We start from the raw sequence: 18,960 nt of genomic DNA, 5'->3' as shown, positions 1-18,960 counted from the left end.
ACGTGGTAAGGAGCGGTTGCAATGTGGTGGTAAATTAAGTGCAATTAATCAAGAAGGTGAATCAATGAGTGAACAACTGAACTGTCAAAGCCGCATGGATGCGGCGACAACTCTGTACTTGCCGCAAATAACTATCCCCGTCCTGCTAAACCAATGACGTAACTCCTATCTCTCCCGACTTGTTGGAACAAGTCGCACTCACAAGGTGCAATTAAACACTGAACAAAAATTCATGGATGAATGGTTACCGCCGAAGGACTCGGCGCAAATAAAAAACGTACATACCATTATACACAGTATGTACGTTTGAAATGAAAGCCGCTGACGTTATATGTAAAGCCCTGTCACTCACTCACACGCGAATAGACACTGTTTTTACTATATACTCCGCAGGGGCGTTTTATTTTATTTCGACAGATATTTAATATTAGACTCTATCAAATAAGTAAGCCTACGGCCATTTCTAACCGTCAGCAGTATAATCACCACAAAAATTACGGCAAGTATAAAAAATATTAGAGCAGTACTTTTTATAATATATTTAATATAATTGGATTTAAGATCATTTCCCGACTTCCAAGCAGAAAGAGGATTTGAAGCAAGCGCACCAGACTTGTAACCAATGTCATAAATATGGTAATCAATAGCTTTATAAAGTTGTGAATCAAACAGTGTGTTTTTGTCTTTGACACTATCCTCTTTATATTCAGGCATTAACAAAACCAAGTTTCCAAGATGATTTTTATAATTGCTATCAGATACTTTTTCAGCAGTAATTATTACACCTCTGAGTAACAGGCCATCGATATCTCCCAGTTTTTTTGCAGTAGCTGGTTTAGGATCTGCAAGTGCTTTTTCAACTGACTTTCTTAGTAAACTCCCTCTGTCTCCATAGATTTCATACAAAGAGTCCAAGTCTCCAGTTTTCATAGCAGTACTTATTTTGTCGGTATTGTATTTATAATTATGAGGCTCATCACCAAATGCAGCAATAAATAAATTAAACCCTACAAACAATACTATGCAACTTGTCATTATCTCAAGTTGTAAACCATTCCCATTAATAATTGCCCCTAGTATTACAATCAATATACATACACCCACACCAACTCTTCCATATATGGAAATAAATGATCCTATCGTATCAAAAGCATTTTCAGGAACTAACTCATTGGAGCGTAGAATGTTGAATATATCGTCAGAAACCTGTTTGACTTGCTCATCTACTGGCATGTCTGATGGAATACAAAACCATAATATTAGAAATATAATAGCGAAGATTAGAGATATAGCTAAGGTAAAATATATAGCTCTATCACGCTTCCGTCTAATAGCATTCTCAACATCATCATATGGATTACTTTGTCTGATTCTAGCCATAGCACATCCTCTAAATTTAACTATTATTTGGAAGACAGTTCTTTTGCTACCATAAAACGCTTCTCCTTCCATTGCGCTGCGCGAGCTTCAAGCTGGGTATGTTGCGTCTTGGCTCGGTCGTGGATTTTTTTAATTTCTCGACCGGCCTCATTGATCTGGTTTGATATGTAATCAATTGTCTCAACATCATATACAGTACGATTAGCTGTTTTGGCTACACGAATACTGCTCTCTTTTACTAACAAAGCTTGACGTCTGGCTTGTTGATTTACAGAATCACCAATTGCCTGAATCAGTAATGAGCTTTTATCACTCCTTTCGGCCTGGTCAATAATAAGATGGCTGCGTTTAGAAGATGGTATCGTTACTTTAATAATAGTTTCAAACTGGTCTACCATCGAGAGGTTATTGAACTTCATCATTTTCATCATCTTTAGGTCTTCAAATGCCTTTTGTTGTTCCGTGATCATGTCATTTCGACGTTTTGTTATGAGGGCGATTTGATGTTCAATATTCATTGCTTCCATGCTCAGCATGGTATTATCAGGCTGATTTTTTAGTTCCTTACGAATAGAAGCCTGAACTGTTTGTAACTTCTCCAGAATGTAATAGGCAGCTACAATGTTAACCCCTGTATTTTTTACACTAGTTAAAGCTTGGTCATACATTCCATCAATATTTTTATTCATTTCAAACAACCCCTCCGATATGCTTTCGATATCCGAGGTTAAAATATCGATTTGTCCTTTAACTAAATCAAATCTTGACATTGCACTAAAATGAAGACCGATGGCTTTCATTATGAAAGGCCCAACATACGGTATCCGTGACAGTTTCTTTTGAAGATAACTTGGTTCGACTGCATTACTGACTTCACGAGCCAGTGCAACAATCTCATTCAGAGTCTCTCCCTTCTTGCCCTGAGATGATGAGCTGACGCTGAGAAGGAGGTTATCAAGATAATTAATATCAGTAGTGTCCTCCAATCGTCCAAAGTTATGCGCGGCATCAATATCACCAATCTGGAAAGATCTGACTGCATCTTTTATTGATGATTCCATACTTACATCAACAGCATATTTATCAAATTCCTTAGCCACTTTGACATCTAATATATCAATACTATTTATGATCTTCATGTTATCTCACCTTATGTTCTTATTTAATTTATTGACCAGCTTCTTGAATTTTTCATGAGCCACTTCATCAATACCACTACAAACACCACTGGCGTTGATGTTCTTAGCCTGCCCTTCCCACATAGGTAATAAATTATCTTTAATATCTCGAAGGCTATCTTTTACATCGACAGCTGTTTCATAGCTCATTTGTGCTTGAACCTGACTTAGTTTTAAACCAACAAGAACTCCCTGAAAGTTATTAACTCTTATCCGTAGCCTGTTAATTGCCATATATTCATTGCTTGTGACACTATAGTCACACTCGTTCTTATTTTTCAGATATGACTCAACAACATCTATGAAAACCTCTAGCTGATGAATATCTTGCGCATAGATTGCCTCCAAACCCTTCGTGATTTCAGCATGAGCGGTTAGCATTTTGAAATGATCAGGTATCCGTTCGCATAGTTTCATAACTACTTTGTTATAAATATCTAGCTGGGCTTTCCGTAAGATTTCGGAACCTGTTAAATGATCGAACATCCGACGAAAAAGATTCTTTTTTCCCTTTGAGAAATTGACTTCCGCTTTTGTCATTGCGTCTATGAGATGGTAAATTTCATCTAAGAGCGACTTTTCAATATCACTCATCTTAACTGCTTCATCAATTGACATTTCATGCCCATTGATGTTGAGGACACATTTTTGATTTGAAATAAGCTCTGGCCCAAATCTATCGTAACTTAATGGGTCTTTAACAAAGGCTTCAACCATCTTAGTGGCATCACTGCTCATTTCAATTCTCCACAAATTTCGATAGAAAAAATTTACCATGTTCTCTTAAACTATCGAAATTCCTGACCATATAATGTCCGTTTTTCGGGGTCGTTTTGCGTTCAAAAAAAGTCGGAGAAAATTTGTCTGTCTATAAGATGGTGTAAACAAGTATAACTATGGTGGATTTCATGGTTAAATTTATACCCATTATGGTGGTAGCGGGCAGAACGCAGGCCAACTCTATTGCCAGGTTTCTACTGGATTCAGTGCTGGTGTGGTCATTATTGTGCTGGCTCAATACAATTATTCCATTCTATGTGCCGTTGGTAATAACCATTACAACATGCACAATTTATGCACGAGTTGGTTATAAAGTATTTTTCAAGCCGTTAACCTTCATGAAAACTAGAAGTTTTTATGTCGATGCTGAAAAACCAACAGTTCAACTCAATTACACATTAGCTGGTGGGCAGGCGAACCAATTTTTCACTTTAGCCCAAAAAACCACCAGCATCCATTTTGTTTACCTTTTCACCTGTCTCGTATACCTGTTTTTGGGTAAATCGCTCTCTAATTACGCAAAAAATATTAAGCGTGGTATATAACTCCATGAAACCGTTAATTATTGTTTTTATCATCTCTGCACTTTACCTCTCTTATCAGCTGATAAGGTCTCGTCGTCCAAAACATTGGTTGATAGTTTCCTCCTCATTGTCGCTTGCGGTTATTGTGTCCTTTCAGTTTCTCGGCGGTGTATTCCTGATCCCGACAGAATCCATGTACCCAACTATAAAACCTGGAGACTTGGTTATCGCTCAGCGTGTAGGTGGTTTATTCGATCATCGCGCTATTAGGCGTGGGGACGTACTCGTTTTTAACGCCCCTTCTGTTCCCGGCGTTTACTATGTCAAACGCGTATTAGGTATTCCTGGCGATACCGTCACATACAACGAAGAGAAAATCTTCTCGATAAACGGTAAACAAAACGGAAACCAGATTAAAAAAGATGGTTTTACTACTCAATACCAGGCAGATACCGACACTGCCGGTCAAAGTTATATCTTCCAGACAGATAACCGTATCGGCTACGTGAAAACGGGTAAGAAATGGATCATTCCCGAAGGATACTACTTTATGGCCGGTGATAACCGAGACCATTCGCTTGATTCCCGTTACTGGGACAATCCCCCTGGCACACCTAGGAACCTCAGAGGTCTCATTCCCCATGATAGTCTCGTAGGGCGAGTAAATTTCAGGATCGTCAATTTAGGCTTTCTGGCGCGTGGGGATTCAGGTGACCGTTCCATTAAACAACGACAGCAGCCGCATCAAAGGTAATCAGTCATGATGATCGAAACCTTTTACAAAACCAATAATGTGGAGGTCAGAAGCACTTACGAGGAGGTACTATCTGCCTACCAATTGTGGTTCAGGTTAACAAACCAGCTCTGTAACGATGAAGGATTCGAAGGTTTTACTGCTCATGATTTTTGTGTGCCTGATTTGTTTCTGCGATCAGTCGAATGCCATATCCAACGTGTGTCTGGTTTCCGTCAATTCAAAGAGCAATGCTTAATTAGCCCCGACAATACTATTCCTTTTGCCCTAAGAACAGACCATGAACATGGCTCTGCGCTATTCAATAGGTTTAATGATATATCGAAGTCTGCACTGACATCGCTGGGTATCGATCCAATACGCTTTGGTAACCCACCATTTGGTTTTGCGAAGGCTGTATTTTCGATTCTGAAAATTCACCATGAAGCAAAATTAAATGGATTAGTTGGGTACAGCCAGTTGTGGGCACTTGAAAACCAGTTCGACGAAATCCTGTTTGTTTGTTCTCTACCCGTAGCAGGCTGCGGGAGAATTCCATTTTATGAGGCTCCAGCCATCCCTCCTTACTGGATACCCATCACGGGAACTGAAGCCATCGACCTCTTTAATACCCACAACACCAAAATGAGGAAGAGAGAATGAAATCTATCACGACTGTTCTTTTATGCTTCCTTATCCTGGGTTGTGGAAGTCGGGATAAATTACCAATTCCCGCAACCAAGGCAATAAACGCGCTTCCAGATGCGATGGCAACCCTTTCTAATGCTGGTCTCTGGAATGAAAATGAACTTTCTGGCGCTGAATTCCTTGAAAACAGTGACAGAAGTATGATAGTTGCGAACTTAACGAGCGTTCCATGCAGAATGGTGTTCAGTTACGTCAAGACTTCAAATCATCCTTATTGGATGCCGAGCCAAATTGCTTGTGAGGGAGATGAGAATGATTAACTAGATACACTGATATGCTTCGTCAATCGCTACACGGTGGTATTCTGTTATACAGGCCTGTAAAGTGTATGAGGAAACCATGAACTCTCTACTCCAGCGTGTTGTGATTTACGCCATTGTGATTCTGATATGTAGCGTTTATTGCGTTCTGTACTTTGTGCCGCTCACTTCCATAAAGACGATCAACGCCATAGGCATTGCAAACTTAGTGGTACTGGCGTTACTCACATGGTTGTTAGTAAGACCACGGTTGTTCCAATTGTGGGGTGGGTATCTTGTACTGTCAGCAATTTATTTAGGTGCGATTTACCCTGATTTTCCATATGTTGAAGAAATCATCGTTTATACATTTGCCCTGATTTGTTTATCAGTCATGTTTTACGATGTATTCATTGATAACTGTAATGGGATACTGAGGCGCACCTTTCTTAGAATTAATTCTGAATGAATGGTGACCATATGGTTTTTAGAAAATTGGCAGCAAAAGGAATGTCCCGATGCGCCAAATTCCAGTGGTGCTTTTTCCTGCTAGCGTCATTAGCTTTATTCTTTCTACATGATGGCCCGTTGGTCATTGCGGGCCTCTTTATTACACAATTGTCTCTCCAGATGTCGATGACCCGTACAGGAAAGGAAGTCTTCGGCGTTATTTTTAATATCCAGTCATGGAGAAACAGTGGTGCTAGCCAGCAAACCTATTTTTTCCGGTGGTATATCGGCTTCCCGATTTCCTGCTTGCTATATATTCTTTCTCTTACTAATTATGTGTACGTTCCAGGCGATTTGTATTATCAGTTTATTGCAAGCAGTACTGATGACCTAGCACTCGTAATGAATCGTTTTGCTGTAGGCGTGAGTAACATACTCCCTGAAATCCTTCGAGGCGCATCTCTAACCCTTTCGATGATGATGTTTGTCGCAACATTGCTAAAAAATGTACAACTTGCTGAAGTACGTCGAATTTACTCCTCCATTCAGGATGGAAATGATTCCCAGAAAATTCTCTCGAATATGACATGGGAGCAATTCGAAAAGATTATAAGACTGCATTTCGAACTCAATGGCTACAAAGCAACTCTGACTAATACAGGAGCTGACGGCGGAGTCGACATTCTGCTGCAAAAAGATGGTCGCCGCGAAATGGTACAGTGCAAATTATGGAAAACCAGCAAAGTAGGAGTCTCGGTAGTCCGCGAAATTTACGGTGTAGTGCAAGCCAATGCATATGAGCGGGGTTATATCATCACCTCTGGGTTCTTTACTCAGGATGCATGGGAATTCGCTCTTAGCGCAAATGTTAAAGGAACATTATCGCTTATCGATGGTTCCAGACTTCTGAAAATAATCAAGGATAAAGAAATCCCCCCGCCTGCCACTGAGATAATAAATGTTGGTCCAGGTGAGAATCAAATATACGATCTTAATGTCATACCTAGCTGTCCCCGTTGCCATAGCAAAATGGTTAGAAGAATGTCGAATGGAAATTATTTCTATGGTTGCTCGGCTTACCCAATTTGTAAAGGAACCCGTAACCTCTAGAAATCTATTTTCAAGAAAACCATCTCATTTTGCGGTCGTTTTCAGGCCGCAAAATTTCGAGAGCTACCTCCCTCAAGATATAATCCGTTTATTATCGCGAGAGCATATTTTCCTAATCAATTCCGGGGCAACCATCTCACGCGATTATGGGGCTTTCCATATCATGCTCACTTTCATATACACCGTGAGTTGGGGCTTCGGCCAGAACGAATAGTGATCAACGAGGTTTTCAATGACGAGTGAAAAACGTGGCACAAGTGCTGAATACGGCCAGGAGAAATTACGCGAACGCGCAGCGCAGAATGCTGGAGATGAAACCCCCAGTGTTAAGGCGCGATTTTCTAAAAAAACCTTGAGTATCCTGGTTGCCGGTATCTTTGCGGTAAGCACATTAGGCGCATTTATTTTAATGAATGGTAAACCAGACAAAGAACCGAACCTATCTATCGTCGAAGTTGCAAAGAGTGGGATCAGCGTTAACCCGGATATTGCAAAACAACATGGTATCGATGTGGATGACGATGACCTTGATACCGATGAGGCTGGGCCTCAGCCAACACTGACACTTCCTATCACAAATAATGAACAGGAACCCGCATCAGCGCCCCCTGATGATGATAAAAGTGAACCTACTGTCACAAAGCAAGATAGCGCCGGTGTTTCCCCTGCATCGTCTGATAATCTTGGCGATCAGATGCTAAAAATGGCCACAACCACGCCACCAGCTAACCCGGATGCAAATTCACCAGTTGTATCTAAGTCAGATCCTGCTACGCAGTCATTGGTTGACTCAATTAAGGCTGAACCTGGGTTTACTGACGGTAGCGAGGTTTCACAAAACGCAGAGCAACCTGGAACGGTTGAGATAACTCCTGCACAGGAAATCGCTAAAAAAGCACTATCTGGGGCCACTAGTGAAGCCCCGGCTTCAGCTCCAGTTACAGCAGAACCAAATCAACACGCTGCGGCGCAGACCAACCCGGTTCAAACACCGCCATCACCTACCACACGTGATATTGCAGGTGTTGAAAACATCACTAAAGATACCTCTGGCCATCAAATTGACCCAGCTGAGTTCGGTTATACGGAACCCACTAAAACTACTGCTACGTCAGACTATAAAGCAGCATCAGAAGGCTATACAGCCCAACAGTTTGTTGTTCAGGAGAAGAATGCGCTTACTGGCGCTGACCTGGACTATAGTGGGCACTTTAAAACTGTTGAATACAATTCGCAGGGACAAAATACGGTATTCGTTTATTCAACCTTTTCATCAAAAGTATTCTTGTTACCATCGAAAGGTAAGGTCAACGTATACCTTTCTGATGAAAAAGGTTGGTCAGTCTCACTCCTCCCAGGAAATATCCTGCGGGTACAGCGTTCTGAAAACAAGGGGGCATGGTCGCAGGCAACCGACCTCTTTGTACTCAATGGCGAAAACTCCTACTCGTTGATTCTTCAGGCTGTTGGCGATCCTGATAAACGAACCGATTCCCTCAAATTCACAAAAAAGGAACTTTCTAAGCAAACGGACAAGTTGGCCAAAAAATCCAAAGCCTGACTGTTGAATTGAAAATACGAGCGCATCTTTGGTGCGCTTTTTTTTCGGGAGAAGTTACATGACAGATTCATGCATCGACGGCTTAAGGCTGGTTTCGACCAGTTACCACATTGGTTTACCCTGGATTGAATGGTCAGAGGCGAGATCCTACATCGTATGCCGAGCACTGGTAGATCAGGGAGTAATTGCCGGAACTGCTACTATAGGAACACGTCGAAAAAAGGTCAAAGAACGCATCAATCCAGGAGATCGTGGGTTATACCAAGTCACTGAAACTCAGTACGGATGGATAGCACTTAAGGGTGGTGGCGTGATCGATCCCTGCGGCTTTCTTGGTAACTCTTTTTCCGGCCCGGAACCCCAGTTTTGTATCCTTGAGAATGATGAGTGCTATATCAGGGGTATAAATCCTGTTCAGTGCCCGAGAACTCACTTACCTGAACATCTTGTAAGTGATGAGTTATTCCCGCTAACACGCGGTGTTATGCGCGATACATGCAGCCGTCTGCTGGGTTACAGGTTGCATATACAGGGATTGACTATGTCAGAGGCAGCATACCTTCTGTCGAGACCGCTTACCGATTTTGACCGGTACAGCCGCCTGGTATATGAATACTTTATTAAAATGGGACTAAGCAGCATTATGCCATTAAGCAACATCAAAATGCTGCATCCGAATTTAGCCCGTAAAGGTTGGCGTTCATTTTATAACGACCTGGATATGGACGAACTTGAAGCGTTTCTTAAATGATAAAATCAGGGTTCATCCCGAACCCTGATTAAAATTCAATAATTAGGTATGTAATCCACACCACCAGTCCAACGAGATTCCCAGTGGGCCAGATACAGCGCTGTAACATCTGGTGCGTTATAAAGTACAAGGCTATTTTCACTATTTTTATTGAAAGCCGAACTTGAGTAATTATAACTACCGGTTTCAACAGATATCCTATCAACACACAAATACTTATCATGGTGCAGAAGAAATTGATCATTCGTCCGTAACGGAATGCCCGCGTTAACTACTGTATTCATAGTCGAGACTGCATATCGGTTATTATTTTGCCCTTTGTCAACTACGATCCTGACATCTACTCCCCTTCGGTGAGCATTAATTAATGCTTTCGCAATTACGGGTGACGTAAAAGAGTATGCCGCCATACGGATTTCCTGCTGAGCTGAATTGATCAGATCCAGTATTGCTTTCTGTGCAGACCCTTCAGGTGAAAATCCGACAACGACTCTAACGCCACCAGCCGGTAGCATTACTTCTGTTGGATTATCAGCCTGTGCAAAAGTAGAAAAAAATAATAATCCCAACGATGTCAACGTACTGACCAACACCTCTGATTTCAACATATCCACCTCGTTTAAATGTGACACTAGTAAAGTTGGCTTTCATACTCAAAAAGAAGTTTTCATCCAGATTTTCATATATGTTAATAGACACGGATAAATGTCACCTTATATCACACATTGCTATTGTATAACGCCCTGCTTTAACAATGAAATCAAACAAAACAAATTTTATATTAATAAAGTTCCCGGCTCAAACTCGTTAAATAGCTGGAGAACATCCAAAGATCGAAATTATTAAAACTCGTTATTAAGGATGTTTAAATGAACGCTATCAAATTTGAGAAGTTTAAAACCCCGCTGGTGATCACCGGCATTCTGATTCTTGCCATTGTTACCGCTCACGCTTCTGGTTCAACCCAGGCAGGTTTTGACGATGTATGGCTCAAAATCTCTGATTACATGCAGGGTTCTCTGGGTAAGGTGCTGATCGGTCTTATCGTTCTGGTTGGTCTCGCAGCTGCTGTTGTACGTCAGAGTCTGATGTCACTGGCGGTTGCTGTTGGTGGTGCGATCTCCCTGTACTACTCACCGGACATTATCAATGGCATGATGGCCGCATCCCACGCAGTGCAAACCACTTTACCGGCATTCATGTAACCATCATGGATGTAAAAAAAACCGGCTCTGGCCGGTTTTTTTACATCTTCATATTTTATTTCCCGCCCATAGAAAATTCCATAATCCGATGTAAAGAACTATCCAGACCGCAACGATAACCCGGAACCGACGTTGGTAAGCACTGCGTGTTTTGTGTTTAAACATTCGTTGAGCAATGAAACAACCTGGCCACCCGCCCAGCACAATGAGCGCATCCAGCGTCAGTTCATCCACACGGTACTCGCCAGCAGTCGCGGCCTTTTTATCTTTGTAATAGATGTAAATCGAAATCAGACTCCAGATTGACATCCAGACAAAGGACGATAAATAAAACATAGATTACCTCCTGTTGAGGGCCGCAGTAATAGTTTGATGGTACTATCTTATTGTATTACTCATGAACAGATAAATTTGTATTCTTAAAAATGGGTACAATTTGCCCCCATTTTTAAATCATTCGCGCCGTGTCAAAAGGTACTATGAAACGATATCTAACATAAAGGTAATTCTGATGCCGGTAACTGATGAACAGAACGTGATCATAGGTTTCAAACCTACACCTGGCAGTATTGTTTCAGTACAGGCATACGCGGGGTCTGGTAAGACCTTTACACTAAAAGAATTCGCGGATGCAAACCCCTCACTCAAAATTCTCTATATCGTTTTTAATAAAGCTATTAAAGATGATGCAAAAAAGAAATTCCCAAAAAACGTCGAGTGTAAAACATCTCATGGTTTGGCCGTGACCCGGTACAAACACTTTGCTCATAAATACAGACAGTTTATATCCGTGAGCGAATACCGCGCAATGATGGGTGAAGATGACTGGAGAGTGGTTAAGCTTGCAATAAATGGGCTTACCCATTTCATGAATTCAGATGAACACGAAATTACTACTGAACACGTACTTAAAGACTTAAGTAAAACCGATAAAATATCTCAAAGCAGGTTGGATCAAGCGCTACGTGCAGCAAAACGTACATGGCAAATGCAATCTGACCCACTCAACGATGCCTATTGCTCACCGAATACCATCCTCAAGTTGTTCCAGTTATCGAACCCAGCCCTAGACCAGTTCTACAATGTCATTCTCTTCGACGAATCGCAGGACGCAAATCCGGTAACGATCGATATCGTTCTTAGAAACAACTGCTGCAAAGTTTTTGTCGGCGACCAGCACCAAGTGATAAACCGCTGGCGCGGTGCGGAAAACGCCCTTGAGATTGTTGAAGACCACGGGGCTCAGGTTATGCGCCTGACTAAGTCATTCCGGTTTGGGCCTCTTGTTGCAGCACTGGCCAACGTTGTGCTGTCAATGAAGGGTGAAACGTTCCCCTTGGTAGGCCTGGGTAGTCTTGATGCTATCGTTGAGCCATCGGCGATACAGGATCAAAACTTTTACGCCATCATCAGCCGCACCTACATGGGAGTCATACAATCTGCCTACGAGTCGATTATGTGGGGCAAACGGGTGATGTGGAATGGAGGTATTTCAAAATACCGTCTCGACGAGCTCCTTGATTTACATGCGCTAAAAACAGGTAACATTGCTGCTATTAAAAATAACCGTATCACTACGGAATACGGGAACTGGGCAAATTTTTTAGAGATCGCAGAAACCACCAAGGACGTGGACATGGTGCGGGCGATTAAGTTAATGGAAGTCTATGCTGATATCCCCGGGATGGTTGAGACCATGAGGATGAATGAAGCCAGAACAGAAAAGGAAGCTGATTTAATTGTTACCACAGCCCATACCTCGAAGGGAAAGGAATTTGACCATGTCATCATCAATGACGACTTCCCATCCATTATAGAAGCCGTTGTGATGAAGAAGCCACGGGAAGTAATTATTGACGAACTTAATCTGCTGTACGTAACTATTACCAGAACCAAGAAATCTGTAAACATCAATACTTCGTTAATGGAGCTATTAGAAGAATACCGAAGTCGTATTGAGCGAAATGTTTCAGTAGTGATAATCTGACAAAAAAAGCCCTGGTTAATTCAGGGCTCTTTTTTATTTCTATTTATCTTGTTGAGCTGGTGAGGCTTCGCCTGATGTGTCTCTCTGAGAATCGACAACCATAGACTGGATCACTTCAACGAATTTTGAGAAGGGCTGTGCGCCTACAACAGAGACTTCTTTACCGGTGACATTATCACGCACAATCGTGGTTGGTGTACCATCAACACCGGCAGCTGAACCGGCCTCCATATCCTGCTTAATGCGCTTAATCACTTCAGTACTGCCCATACAGGTATCAAATTTCGCCTGGTCTACCTCAAACAGTGCTGGGATGCTGTCCGCATCCTTAAAACCTTTACCGTTTGTTTCAGTATGGTTAAACCAATAATCAGTAACGGCCCAGAAAGCACTCGGCCCTTTCTGCTCCGCAATACACTCAGCAACAGCTGCGCCCTTCGATGCGACCGGCTCATGGAATGACATAGGGTAATGACGCCATTCCCAGTTAACAGCCCCGGCTGTCGCGGTATCAACGATATACTTCGGCGTTTCTTTGAAGCGTTTGCAGAATGGACACTCCAGATCTTCATAGTTGATCAACGAAAACCGAGCGCCAGGCTCGCCATAGATATAACGGCCATCAGTATTTTTATTTGCTTTGTCCCAGCCTTTATAGAGTGCCTTTCGTTCTTCCGCGAGCTTTTGGTCGGCGATAGACTTAAGAGCACCCTTTACTTCGTCCTGAATATTTCCGTTCACTCCCTGTTGAACTGCGGGGTTCTTGGCCAGCGATGTACTAATTTTATCCAGCAGTTGATTGGTCATCACCTGGGTTTTGTACGAGATAAAACTAATTACCATCAACCAAACCATTCCGATTACAACAACGATTCCCCCGGCCCAGGCAAAAATTGTTTTATTTCCAGAACTGCACTTTTCATTTCTTTGCTTATCCATTGTACCCTCGCATTTTGATGGATTAGGACTTAGGTTGTTGGTTATCGATCTGCATCTGAATTCGATATTTCCGCAGCTCTTCCGGTTCACCACTGGAAAGCACATTTAATTCGTGGGCACTTAACCGATAGCCAGGTGTTGAGCAGTATTTATCTTTGATACGGAGGTATTCAGCCCTACTGGCGTTCTGTGTGTTATTAGGAAGGAGAAAGGTATTTTCCCCGCAAAATGCTGGGGTCTGTGTGAACGTGCCACGCGGCCCATTGGCATACTTTGTGTTTGCCACTGAAGTGAGCAAGACCTGGGTGTAATTGTCATGTGCCACATATCGCTTCCCGGATGGATCATTGATGGCATACGGACTCACGAGCGTATGCTCATACCCAGGGTAACGTATAGCCGCGCCACCGCGTTCTGTACCACGCCAGGATTCGGAGTACTGATACTGGTAGGGGTACTCGGCCCTGGCGGGGAGATTGCGCGTTTCGTCGAGGTAAGTACGTTGTGGCTTACCTGTCCCACTGCAACCGCTGGTGATTACGCCGGTAATAACCACCAGCAGGGGCAAAACAATTTTATTCGCCAATTTCATTGCTTAGTCTCCAATTGGATAGCAACGTCATTATCTTAATTTCTCACCCTTGACGTTATGTTTTATGAAGACAAAACGTCGTCATTTTCCAGCACGATTTTTTTCTCAATCGGTTAACTTACAAGGTACTTAACCGGAGAAATCTTTTAATGCTGAGACACATTAAAAATATTCTGAATACTTTTTTGCCTGATAACAAAAAGGCTACCACTGATCTATTCGGTGACGAAATCGATATGTCAGTAGATGAAGAAATCGGGAAACTCATTTCATCACGAGATAATATGCGCTATCCGGCAAGCGAAATCGGATTCCCGGCTCAAGTACCGGGTGAGTACGTATTACGTCATTACCAGAAACCACTTGTGATGGCGATTAAACGAGAACTGGATATTAGGGACTCTGAGTTTAATCAGCTTATTCTTCCTATGCTGATAAATTTCGCTAACTTTGTTCACCTCTTCCCGGCATCCGAAAACCATCATCACCGTGCTGCAACCGGATTGTTGCGTCATTCATTGGAAGTGTGTTTCCAGTGTATCCGGCGTTCTAAAAACATCGAGTTTGATTCAATGGCGGTTCCCGTACATAAATCAAATCGTGCATTAGCATGGCGACTTGCAGTCGCAGCTGGTGGGCTACTTCATGACCTCGGGAAACCATTTACCGATTTTGAAGTATGGAACGAAGACGGGAAAATTCACTGGCCTCCAGGCCATGAACCAATCCATGTCTGGGCAAAAGAGAACAATGTAAAAAGATACTATCTTGTATGGAAACCAGGCCGTCACCGCCAGCATACCTCCAGCACGAGCAATATGTTGTTGATGATCATGCCAAAAGAAATGCATGTTTACCTTCTTAACGGCGGGAATGATATTTTCAATGAATTGACCCGGGCACTGAATGCCAGTGCGCAGCTCAATGCAGAAAAAATCAGTGGTCAGGACGTCAAAAACAAGATCCTCACTACCATTAAGGCCGCCGACTCAGCATCCGTTAACTATGATATGCGGCAATACGCCGGTGATGCGATTCGTGCAAGCCAGTCAGGTGTACCTGCGGTTCAGCGTGTAGTTGATGCCATGCGCCATAGATTGAAAAAAGGAGATTGGATTCCCAACAAGCCAGGAAGCCCTGTATGGGTGACTACCTATGGCGTATTCATCGTCTGGGGTGTTGCGGTCAAGGATATTATTGAGACCGTTAGGAACTCCGGCGCTGTTATTCCACAAACCCAGAATAGTCTGGCTGACCTGATGCTAAGTTATCATCTCTGTCGACCAAACGTTCACCAGGACGATGACACTGCATACTGGCGTATTGCCCCTCATATCTTGAATGATAAAAGTTCAAGAGAAAGCAAAGACCCTAAAGTTGCGTTGAGCTGCATCCTTCTGATATCTCCAGAAGTACTATTTGTCGATACTGTTGACCCTCTACCATGCAGCAGCCGCATCCGTATTGAAGGTAAATGGGTGGAATACCTGACCGGGAGGCCAAACCAGCCAAAACTCGTCGAAAGCGAACCCTACATTGGTCAGAAGCCGGTTCCGTCAACCGGAATACCGAATGAGGTCGACCGCTCAGTTTTACAGGGCGGAACAATCATTGCTGATGAACAGGAATCTCCACTGGAGAGTATTTTTGGAAACCGACAGGTTACGCCGGAAAACGCCCACGAACTGCTGCATAAGCTCAATCTGCTTTCTGATGAGGACTACAATCGTGTAAAGGAAAGAAATACCAGTACCAAAAATCAAAAAGATTGTCTGGATGACACTAATTCACCAACAACTGAGCTGGCGGGCAGCGGGGAATCAAAAGGGCTCAAAGATAATCAACCAAAGCCAGTGTCGGAGAATAATGAACCCAAGCGCCGTCTTTCCCTCAAAGAAACCCTGGCATCGGCACAAACAGAGATTGAGTTCTCTGTACCCAGTTCACTTATAAAAGAACCAAACCATAAAACTCTGAACGAAACCCTTGAGTTTCATTCAATCATCAACTCGTATAATAGCAACGAACCAACTTCAAGCGATGCATTGGATCAGACCCAGCCCTCACCTACCCGTCAGGCATTAAAGGAAATTCAGCTGCACCAGGATGCTGTCGATACCGGCATTCAGTCTGGTGAGGTAATTGATGATTATTCAATTTACGAAGATTATGATTCCATGTGGCAGGATGACGTGAAAGCTGATAACGATTTTGGTTACTCGGCTCATGCGGATACTTCGGCCAACATACCGGCTAACGTAAAATTTTACGATAAATTTAGTCAGCTATACGTATCTGGTCTTGAAGCGGCCAAAGAATTTCTCGTTAAATATGTTACCGACCACTCAGACGATCTTTTCATTGAATCAGGCCACTTAATCATTGCTATTGATAAAGATTTTGATGAGCGTAATTATGCTCTGCTTCAGGACTCCAACTGGTTATGGCAAAGGTTTATGGAAGCCCCAGCCCAGTATTATTTCCATCGTACTCAGAAGTGCTTATATCTCAGAAAAGAACTTAATAATGATATCGACTTGCTGATGGATGGGAAGTTTAACGATCTGCTTTACTCTGCTTTAACTGATGTTTCTGATAAAGATTACAACATTACAGATTTATGCAATGAAATGATTTCAAAAGGTATGCTGAAGCGAACCTATTCTGGAGAGCCTGTCATTGCCGTAAGCGTTGCCTTAAAGCGACGTATTGCGGATGAACTCGGCATTGATATTACTCAATTGCAGAAGATTATGCTGATGCACTTTGATTTCTATTCAAAGACCGGTGTTGACTACATTCTTCCTAATAGTGAACGAATGCATAATCAAATGGTGGATAAAGATGAGTGAGTGGAAATATAACTTACGTTGGCGCACAAATTTTGAAGGCCTTGAGACTCTTGGTTGGACAGCAGGTATAGCCGCAACTATCGGGGTTAATACACTGTTTAACATGCCATCTCTACCCTGTTACCTCTCAGTTGCAGTCCAGGCTGCTTATGGTATTCGTAGTCTCCCGGCAGCATGGGATATTTATACGCACAAACGCCGCCTGAAGCGAAAACCAAAACCACTCGTAATGGACATGAAATCATTTATCGAACAGATGATTCGTGAGCCTGACAGCTATCTTATTTGCAGAGGCTTTGAGTGGGGCCAGAATGAGGGTCAACTGGCATCTGAGTTGATAAAGCGTGACATAAAGAAATTTGTAGCCAAACCATCCAAAAATTTTATGGGCCTCGGCTGGATTCATGCGCTAGGTAAAAAAAACGAATGGATCGGAATTTCTGAAGAACTTTTATCGTTGCATACGCTTATAACTGGCACAACCGGCTCAGGCAAAACAACATATTTTAAACTACTTATTCTTCAAGCCGCACTAAAAAAACAACCACTAATCCTCATTGACCCCAAAAATGATGAAGAACTGGCTGAATGGATGAAGTTCTGTCTGGAATTGGTGGATCGCTCAACGAAATATAATTACGTTTCATTGGCGCATCCTGAAAAATCAGCTCGAATATCTCCAATTACTAACTACACTCAGGCTGGCGAGGTAGCTAACAGAATTACATCGGTTATTCAACGTGCTGATAGTACGAGCAATCCGTTTGTTTCATTTGGTATTATGTCATTAACTACGGTTGTTGAGCTGATGAAAATCTGTGAAATCAAACCGACTTTACGCAATATTAAATCACAACTGAGTGCTGACATCTCTTCATTAGCATCTCTATTGATTATGGCCATCACTAAATTCGGCCACAAGACTTTAGGAGAGTCCGATTTCGACATTATTTTACAGGCGAAAATTGACCGTTACTCGTCTAAAATTAAAGGCCCAAAAGAAATAGCAGAAATATGTGCAGACATTTACCGAAATGACATTAAAGGTAATAAAGGGAAAGGCGATACTTCAATTGAAGCCGGTATTGATATGTTCGGTCATCAGCGCGAACACTTCCAGAAAATGATTCTGAACGTGATGCCAATTCTTAGTCAACTAACTCAAGGGTTTATGTCAGAGTTGTTATCCCCTGACAGTGCTGATGAAGATGAACTGAATGATACTCGTCCAATTTCGAATATTCAGGATATCATCACTACCGGGGGAATGTTGTATTTGGGGTTAAATTCCCTTGCAGATGCTGAGACTGGATCTGCGGTCGGTTCTATTTTCCTGTCTGATATAACATCTGTTAGCTCGACTGTGTACAATTTTTTAAAACCTGGTGGTCAGGACTTGGCTTCTGTAATGGTGTTAATCGATGAAGCAGCTGAAGTTATTAATGACCAAGTTATTAAAATGTTGAATAAAACCCGTGGTGCTGGGTTCCGCTTATTTATTTCGTCGCAATCGACTTCCGACTTCGAAGCCCGTCTCGGTTCAGAAGCCAAAATGAAGCAGGTTATAACCAATACGAACCACTTTACGGCGCTACGCACACCAGATCCTGATGCCCAGGAAGCAGTCATGAAACGAGTACCACCGACAAAGTTCAAATATATTATGCGTGGTCATGGCTCCAGCGCAGGTGCAGATCCTGAACAAATCACCGGCAGTGTCGGGGAACGATTGATGGAGGAAGAAGGCGAGTTATTTCAATCTCAACTGCTAGGTTGGTTACCCAACCTCGAATGCATGGCCATAAATCAGGCTAATAAAATAGTAAAAGGTAAAGTCCCCGTCATATTAATGCCGAGGAATGAGTCCGAGTTAAGCGATGTCCGAACTATCGCTAAAAAGTACCTTTCAATCTACGAACGTCAACAAAAGGTTCGTGGTGAAAAATCACGTATCAGCGCCGAGGGGTAAAT

Annotated in this window: 18 protein-coding genes; 11 read left to right on the top strand and 7 right to left on the bottom strand. The window is 42.5% G+C overall.

Annotated elements, in window-relative coordinates:
- Positions 1 to 405: 405 nt before the first annotated feature.
- Genes C2U41_RS28585 through C2U41_RS28575 form a run of 3 tightly spaced genes read right to left on the bottom strand, consistent with a single transcriptional unit; the run spans position 406 to position 3,296 of the window.
- Complete coding sequence (locus tag C2U41_RS28585; protein WP_016241600.1) at positions 406 to 1,380, bottom strand: hypothetical protein; 975 nt, start codon at positions 1,378 to 1,380, stop codon at positions 406 to 408.
- A gap of 23 nt (positions 1,381 to 1,403) precedes the next feature.
- Complete coding sequence (locus C2U41_RS28580) at positions 1,404 to 2,519, bottom strand: toxic anion resistance protein (RefSeq protein ID WP_016241599.1); 1,116 nt, start codon at positions 2,517 to 2,519, stop codon at positions 1,404 to 1,406.
- Between the two features lie 6 nt (positions 2,520 to 2,525).
- On the bottom strand, positions 2,526 to 3,296 hold the full coding sequence (locus C2U41_RS28575) for a hypothetical protein (protein WP_016241598.1): 771 nt from the start codon (positions 3,294 to 3,296) through the stop codon (positions 2,526 to 2,528).
- A gap of 170 nt (positions 3,297 to 3,466) precedes the next feature.
- On the opposite strand from C2U41_RS28575, the gene C2U41_RS28570 reads away from it, so the two are divergent.
- The 7 genes from C2U41_RS28570 (at position 3,467) to C2U41_RS29885 (ending at position 9,414) form a co-directional block, all read left to right on the top strand.
- Entirely contained in the window at positions 3,467 to 3,883 is a 417-nt protein-coding gene (locus tag C2U41_RS28570) for a hypothetical protein (protein ID WP_016241597.1), read from the top strand.
- 4 nt (positions 3,884 to 3,887) lie between these two features.
- Complete coding sequence (gene lepB / locus C2U41_RS28565) at positions 3,888 to 4,616, top strand: signal peptidase I (protein ID WP_007372211.1); 729 nt, start codon at positions 3,888 to 3,890, stop codon at positions 4,614 to 4,616.
- A 6-nt stretch (positions 4,617 to 4,622) separates the two neighbouring features.
- Entirely contained in the window at positions 4,623 to 5,258 is a 636-nt protein-coding gene (locus tag C2U41_RS28560) for a hypothetical protein (RefSeq protein ID WP_016241596.1), read from the top strand.
- Entirely contained in the window at positions 5,255 to 5,563 is a 309-nt protein-coding gene (locus C2U41_RS28555) for a hypothetical protein (protein WP_016241595.1), read from the top strand. Before C2U41_RS28560 ends, C2U41_RS28555 begins: the two co-directional genes overlap by 4 nt.
- Before the next feature lie 459 nt (positions 5,564 to 6,022).
- Positions 6,023 to 7,102 carry a restriction endonuclease gene (locus tag C2U41_RS28545; protein WP_007372212.1) on the top strand — a complete coding sequence of 360 codons (1,080 nt, stop codon included), beginning with the start codon at positions 6,023 to 6,025 and terminating at the stop codon, positions 7,100 to 7,102.
- 232 nt (positions 7,103 to 7,334) lie between these two features.
- Complete coding sequence (locus tag C2U41_RS28540) at positions 7,335 to 8,663, top strand: hypothetical protein (protein ID WP_007372213.1); 1,329 nt, start codon at positions 7,335 to 7,337, stop codon at positions 8,661 to 8,663.
- A gap of 58 nt (positions 8,664 to 8,721) precedes the next feature.
- A complete protein-coding gene (locus tag C2U41_RS29885) occupies positions 8,722 to 9,414 on the top strand; it encodes a hypothetical protein (RefSeq protein ID WP_016241592.1) in 693 nt (230 codons plus the stop codon).
- 35 nt (positions 9,415 to 9,449) lie between these two features.
- Here C2U41_RS29885 and C2U41_RS28530 read toward each other — a convergent pair whose 3' ends face one another.
- Positions 9,450 to 10,022, bottom strand: a complete 573-nt coding sequence (locus tag C2U41_RS28530) for a phospholipase D family nuclease (RefSeq protein ID WP_016241591.1) — start codon at positions 10,020 to 10,022, stop codon at positions 9,450 to 9,452.
- Positions 10,023 to 10,283: 261 nt separating this feature from the next.
- Here C2U41_RS28530 and traA point away from each other — a divergent pair, with 261 nt between their 5' ends.
- Positions 10,284 to 10,619, top strand: a complete 336-nt coding sequence (gene traA, locus C2U41_RS28525) for a TraA family conjugative transfer protein (protein ID WP_007372215.1) — start codon at positions 10,284 to 10,286, stop codon at positions 10,617 to 10,619.
- Positions 10,620 to 10,667: 48 nt separating this feature from the next.
- On the opposite strand, the gene C2U41_RS28520 is transcribed toward traA, so the two are convergent.
- Complete coding sequence (locus C2U41_RS28520) at positions 10,668 to 10,955, bottom strand: DUF1294 domain-containing protein (protein ID WP_007372216.1); 288 nt, start codon at positions 10,953 to 10,955, stop codon at positions 10,668 to 10,670.
- A 175-nt stretch (positions 10,956 to 11,130) separates the two neighbouring features.
- Between C2U41_RS28520 and C2U41_RS28515 the strand changes: the two genes are divergently transcribed.
- The gene (locus tag C2U41_RS28515) at positions 11,131 to 12,606 is read left to right on the top strand and encodes a UvrD-helicase domain-containing protein (protein WP_007372217.1); all 1,476 of its coding nucleotides are present in this window, start codon (positions 11,131 to 11,133) and stop codon (positions 12,604 to 12,606) included.
- 39 nt (positions 12,607 to 12,645) lie between these two features.
- Here C2U41_RS28515 and C2U41_RS28510 read toward each other — a convergent pair whose 3' ends face one another.
- Both C2U41_RS28510 and C2U41_RS28505 read right to left on the bottom strand, forming a co-directional pair.
- A complete protein-coding gene (locus C2U41_RS28510) occupies positions 12,646 to 13,545 on the bottom strand; it encodes a DsbA family protein (protein WP_016241590.1) in 900 nt (299 codons plus the stop codon).
- 22 nt (positions 13,546 to 13,567) lie between these two features.
- On the bottom strand, positions 13,568 to 14,137 hold the full coding sequence (locus tag C2U41_RS28505; protein WP_016241589.1) for a hypothetical protein: 570 nt from the start codon (positions 14,135 to 14,137) through the stop codon (positions 13,568 to 13,570).
- Between the two features lie 149 nt (positions 14,138 to 14,286).
- Here C2U41_RS28505 and mobH point away from each other — a divergent pair, with 149 nt between their 5' ends.
- Positions 14,287 to 16,989, top strand: a complete 2,703-nt coding sequence (mobH, locus tag C2U41_RS28500; RefSeq protein ID WP_007372219.1) for a MobH family relaxase — start codon at positions 14,287 to 14,289, stop codon at positions 16,987 to 16,989.
- Positions 16,982 to 18,958: a conjugative transfer system coupling protein TraD gene (gene traD / locus C2U41_RS28495; protein WP_048242093.1), complete on the top strand. Its 1,977-nt coding sequence runs from the start codon at positions 16,982 to 16,984 to the stop codon at positions 18,956 to 18,958. Before mobH ends, traD begins: the two co-directional genes overlap by 8 nt.
- Positions 18,959 to 18,960 lie beyond the last annotated feature (2 nt).

Source organism: Citrobacter freundii complex sp. CFNIH4 (assembly GCF_002934505.1).
GTDB lineage: Bacteria > Pseudomonadota > Gammaproteobacteria > Enterobacterales > Enterobacteriaceae > Citrobacter > Citrobacter freundii.
The sequence above is the reverse complement of the archived record's forward strand: the minus strand, read 5'-3'. Positions and strand labels throughout refer to the sequence as shown.

What these genes read in the sequence shown, in the direction of transcription:
- C2U41_RS28585 (WP_016241600.1), bottom strand. Translation starts at nt 1,380, where the DNA reads ATGGCTAGAATCAGACAAAGTAATCCATATGATGATGTTGAGAATGCT.
- C2U41_RS28580 (WP_016241599.1), bottom strand. Translation starts at nt 2,519, where the DNA reads ATGAAGATCATAAATAGTATTGATATATTAGATGTCAAAGTGGCTAAG.
- C2U41_RS28575 (WP_016241598.1), bottom strand. Translation starts at nt 3,296, where the DNA reads ATGAGCAGTGATGCCACTAAGATGGTTGAAGCCTTTGTTAAAGACCCA.
- C2U41_RS28570 (WP_016241597.1), top strand. Translation starts at nt 3,467, where the DNA reads ATGGTTAAATTTATACCCATTATGGTGGTAGCGGGCAGAACGCAGGCC.
- lepB (WP_007372211.1), top strand. Translation starts at nt 3,888, where the DNA reads ATGAAACCGTTAATTATTGTTTTTATCATCTCTGCACTTTACCTCTCT.
- C2U41_RS28560 (WP_016241596.1), top strand. Translation starts at nt 4,623, where the DNA reads ATGATGATCGAAACCTTTTACAAAACCAATAATGTGGAGGTCAGAAGC.
- C2U41_RS28555 (WP_016241595.1), top strand. Translation starts at nt 5,255, where the DNA reads ATGAAATCTATCACGACTGTTCTTTTATGCTTCCTTATCCTGGGTTGT.
- C2U41_RS28545 (WP_007372212.1), top strand. Translation starts at nt 6,023, where the DNA reads ATGGTTTTTAGAAAATTGGCAGCAAAAGGAATGTCCCGATGCGCCAAA.
- C2U41_RS28540 (WP_007372213.1), top strand. Translation starts at nt 7,335, where the DNA reads ATGACGAGTGAAAAACGTGGCACAAGTGCTGAATACGGCCAGGAGAAA.
- C2U41_RS29885 (WP_016241592.1), top strand. Translation starts at nt 8,722, where the DNA reads ATGACAGATTCATGCATCGACGGCTTAAGGCTGGTTTCGACCAGTTAC.
- C2U41_RS28530 (WP_016241591.1), bottom strand. Translation starts at nt 10,022, where the DNA reads ATGTTGAAATCAGAGGTGTTGGTCAGTACGTTGACATCGTTGGGATTA.
- traA (WP_007372215.1), top strand. Translation starts at nt 10,284, where the DNA reads ATGAACGCTATCAAATTTGAGAAGTTTAAAACCCCGCTGGTGATCACC.
- C2U41_RS28520 (WP_007372216.1), bottom strand. Translation starts at nt 10,955, where the DNA reads ATGTTTTATTTATCGTCCTTTGTCTGGATGTCAATCTGGAGTCTGATT.
- C2U41_RS28515 (WP_007372217.1), top strand. Translation starts at nt 11,131, where the DNA reads ATGCCGGTAACTGATGAACAGAACGTGATCATAGGTTTCAAACCTACA.
- C2U41_RS28510 (WP_016241590.1), bottom strand. Translation starts at nt 13,545, where the DNA reads ATGGATAAGCAAAGAAATGAAAAGTGCAGTTCTGGAAATAAAACAATT.
- C2U41_RS28505 (WP_016241589.1), bottom strand. Translation starts at nt 14,137, where the DNA reads ATGAAATTGGCGAATAAAATTGTTTTGCCCCTGCTGGTGGTTATTACC.
- mobH (WP_007372219.1), top strand. Translation starts at nt 14,287, where the DNA reads ATGCTGAGACACATTAAAAATATTCTGAATACTTTTTTGCCTGATAAC.
- traD (WP_048242093.1), top strand. Translation starts at nt 16,982, where the DNA reads ATGAGTGAGTGGAAATATAACTTACGTTGGCGCACAAATTTTGAAGGC.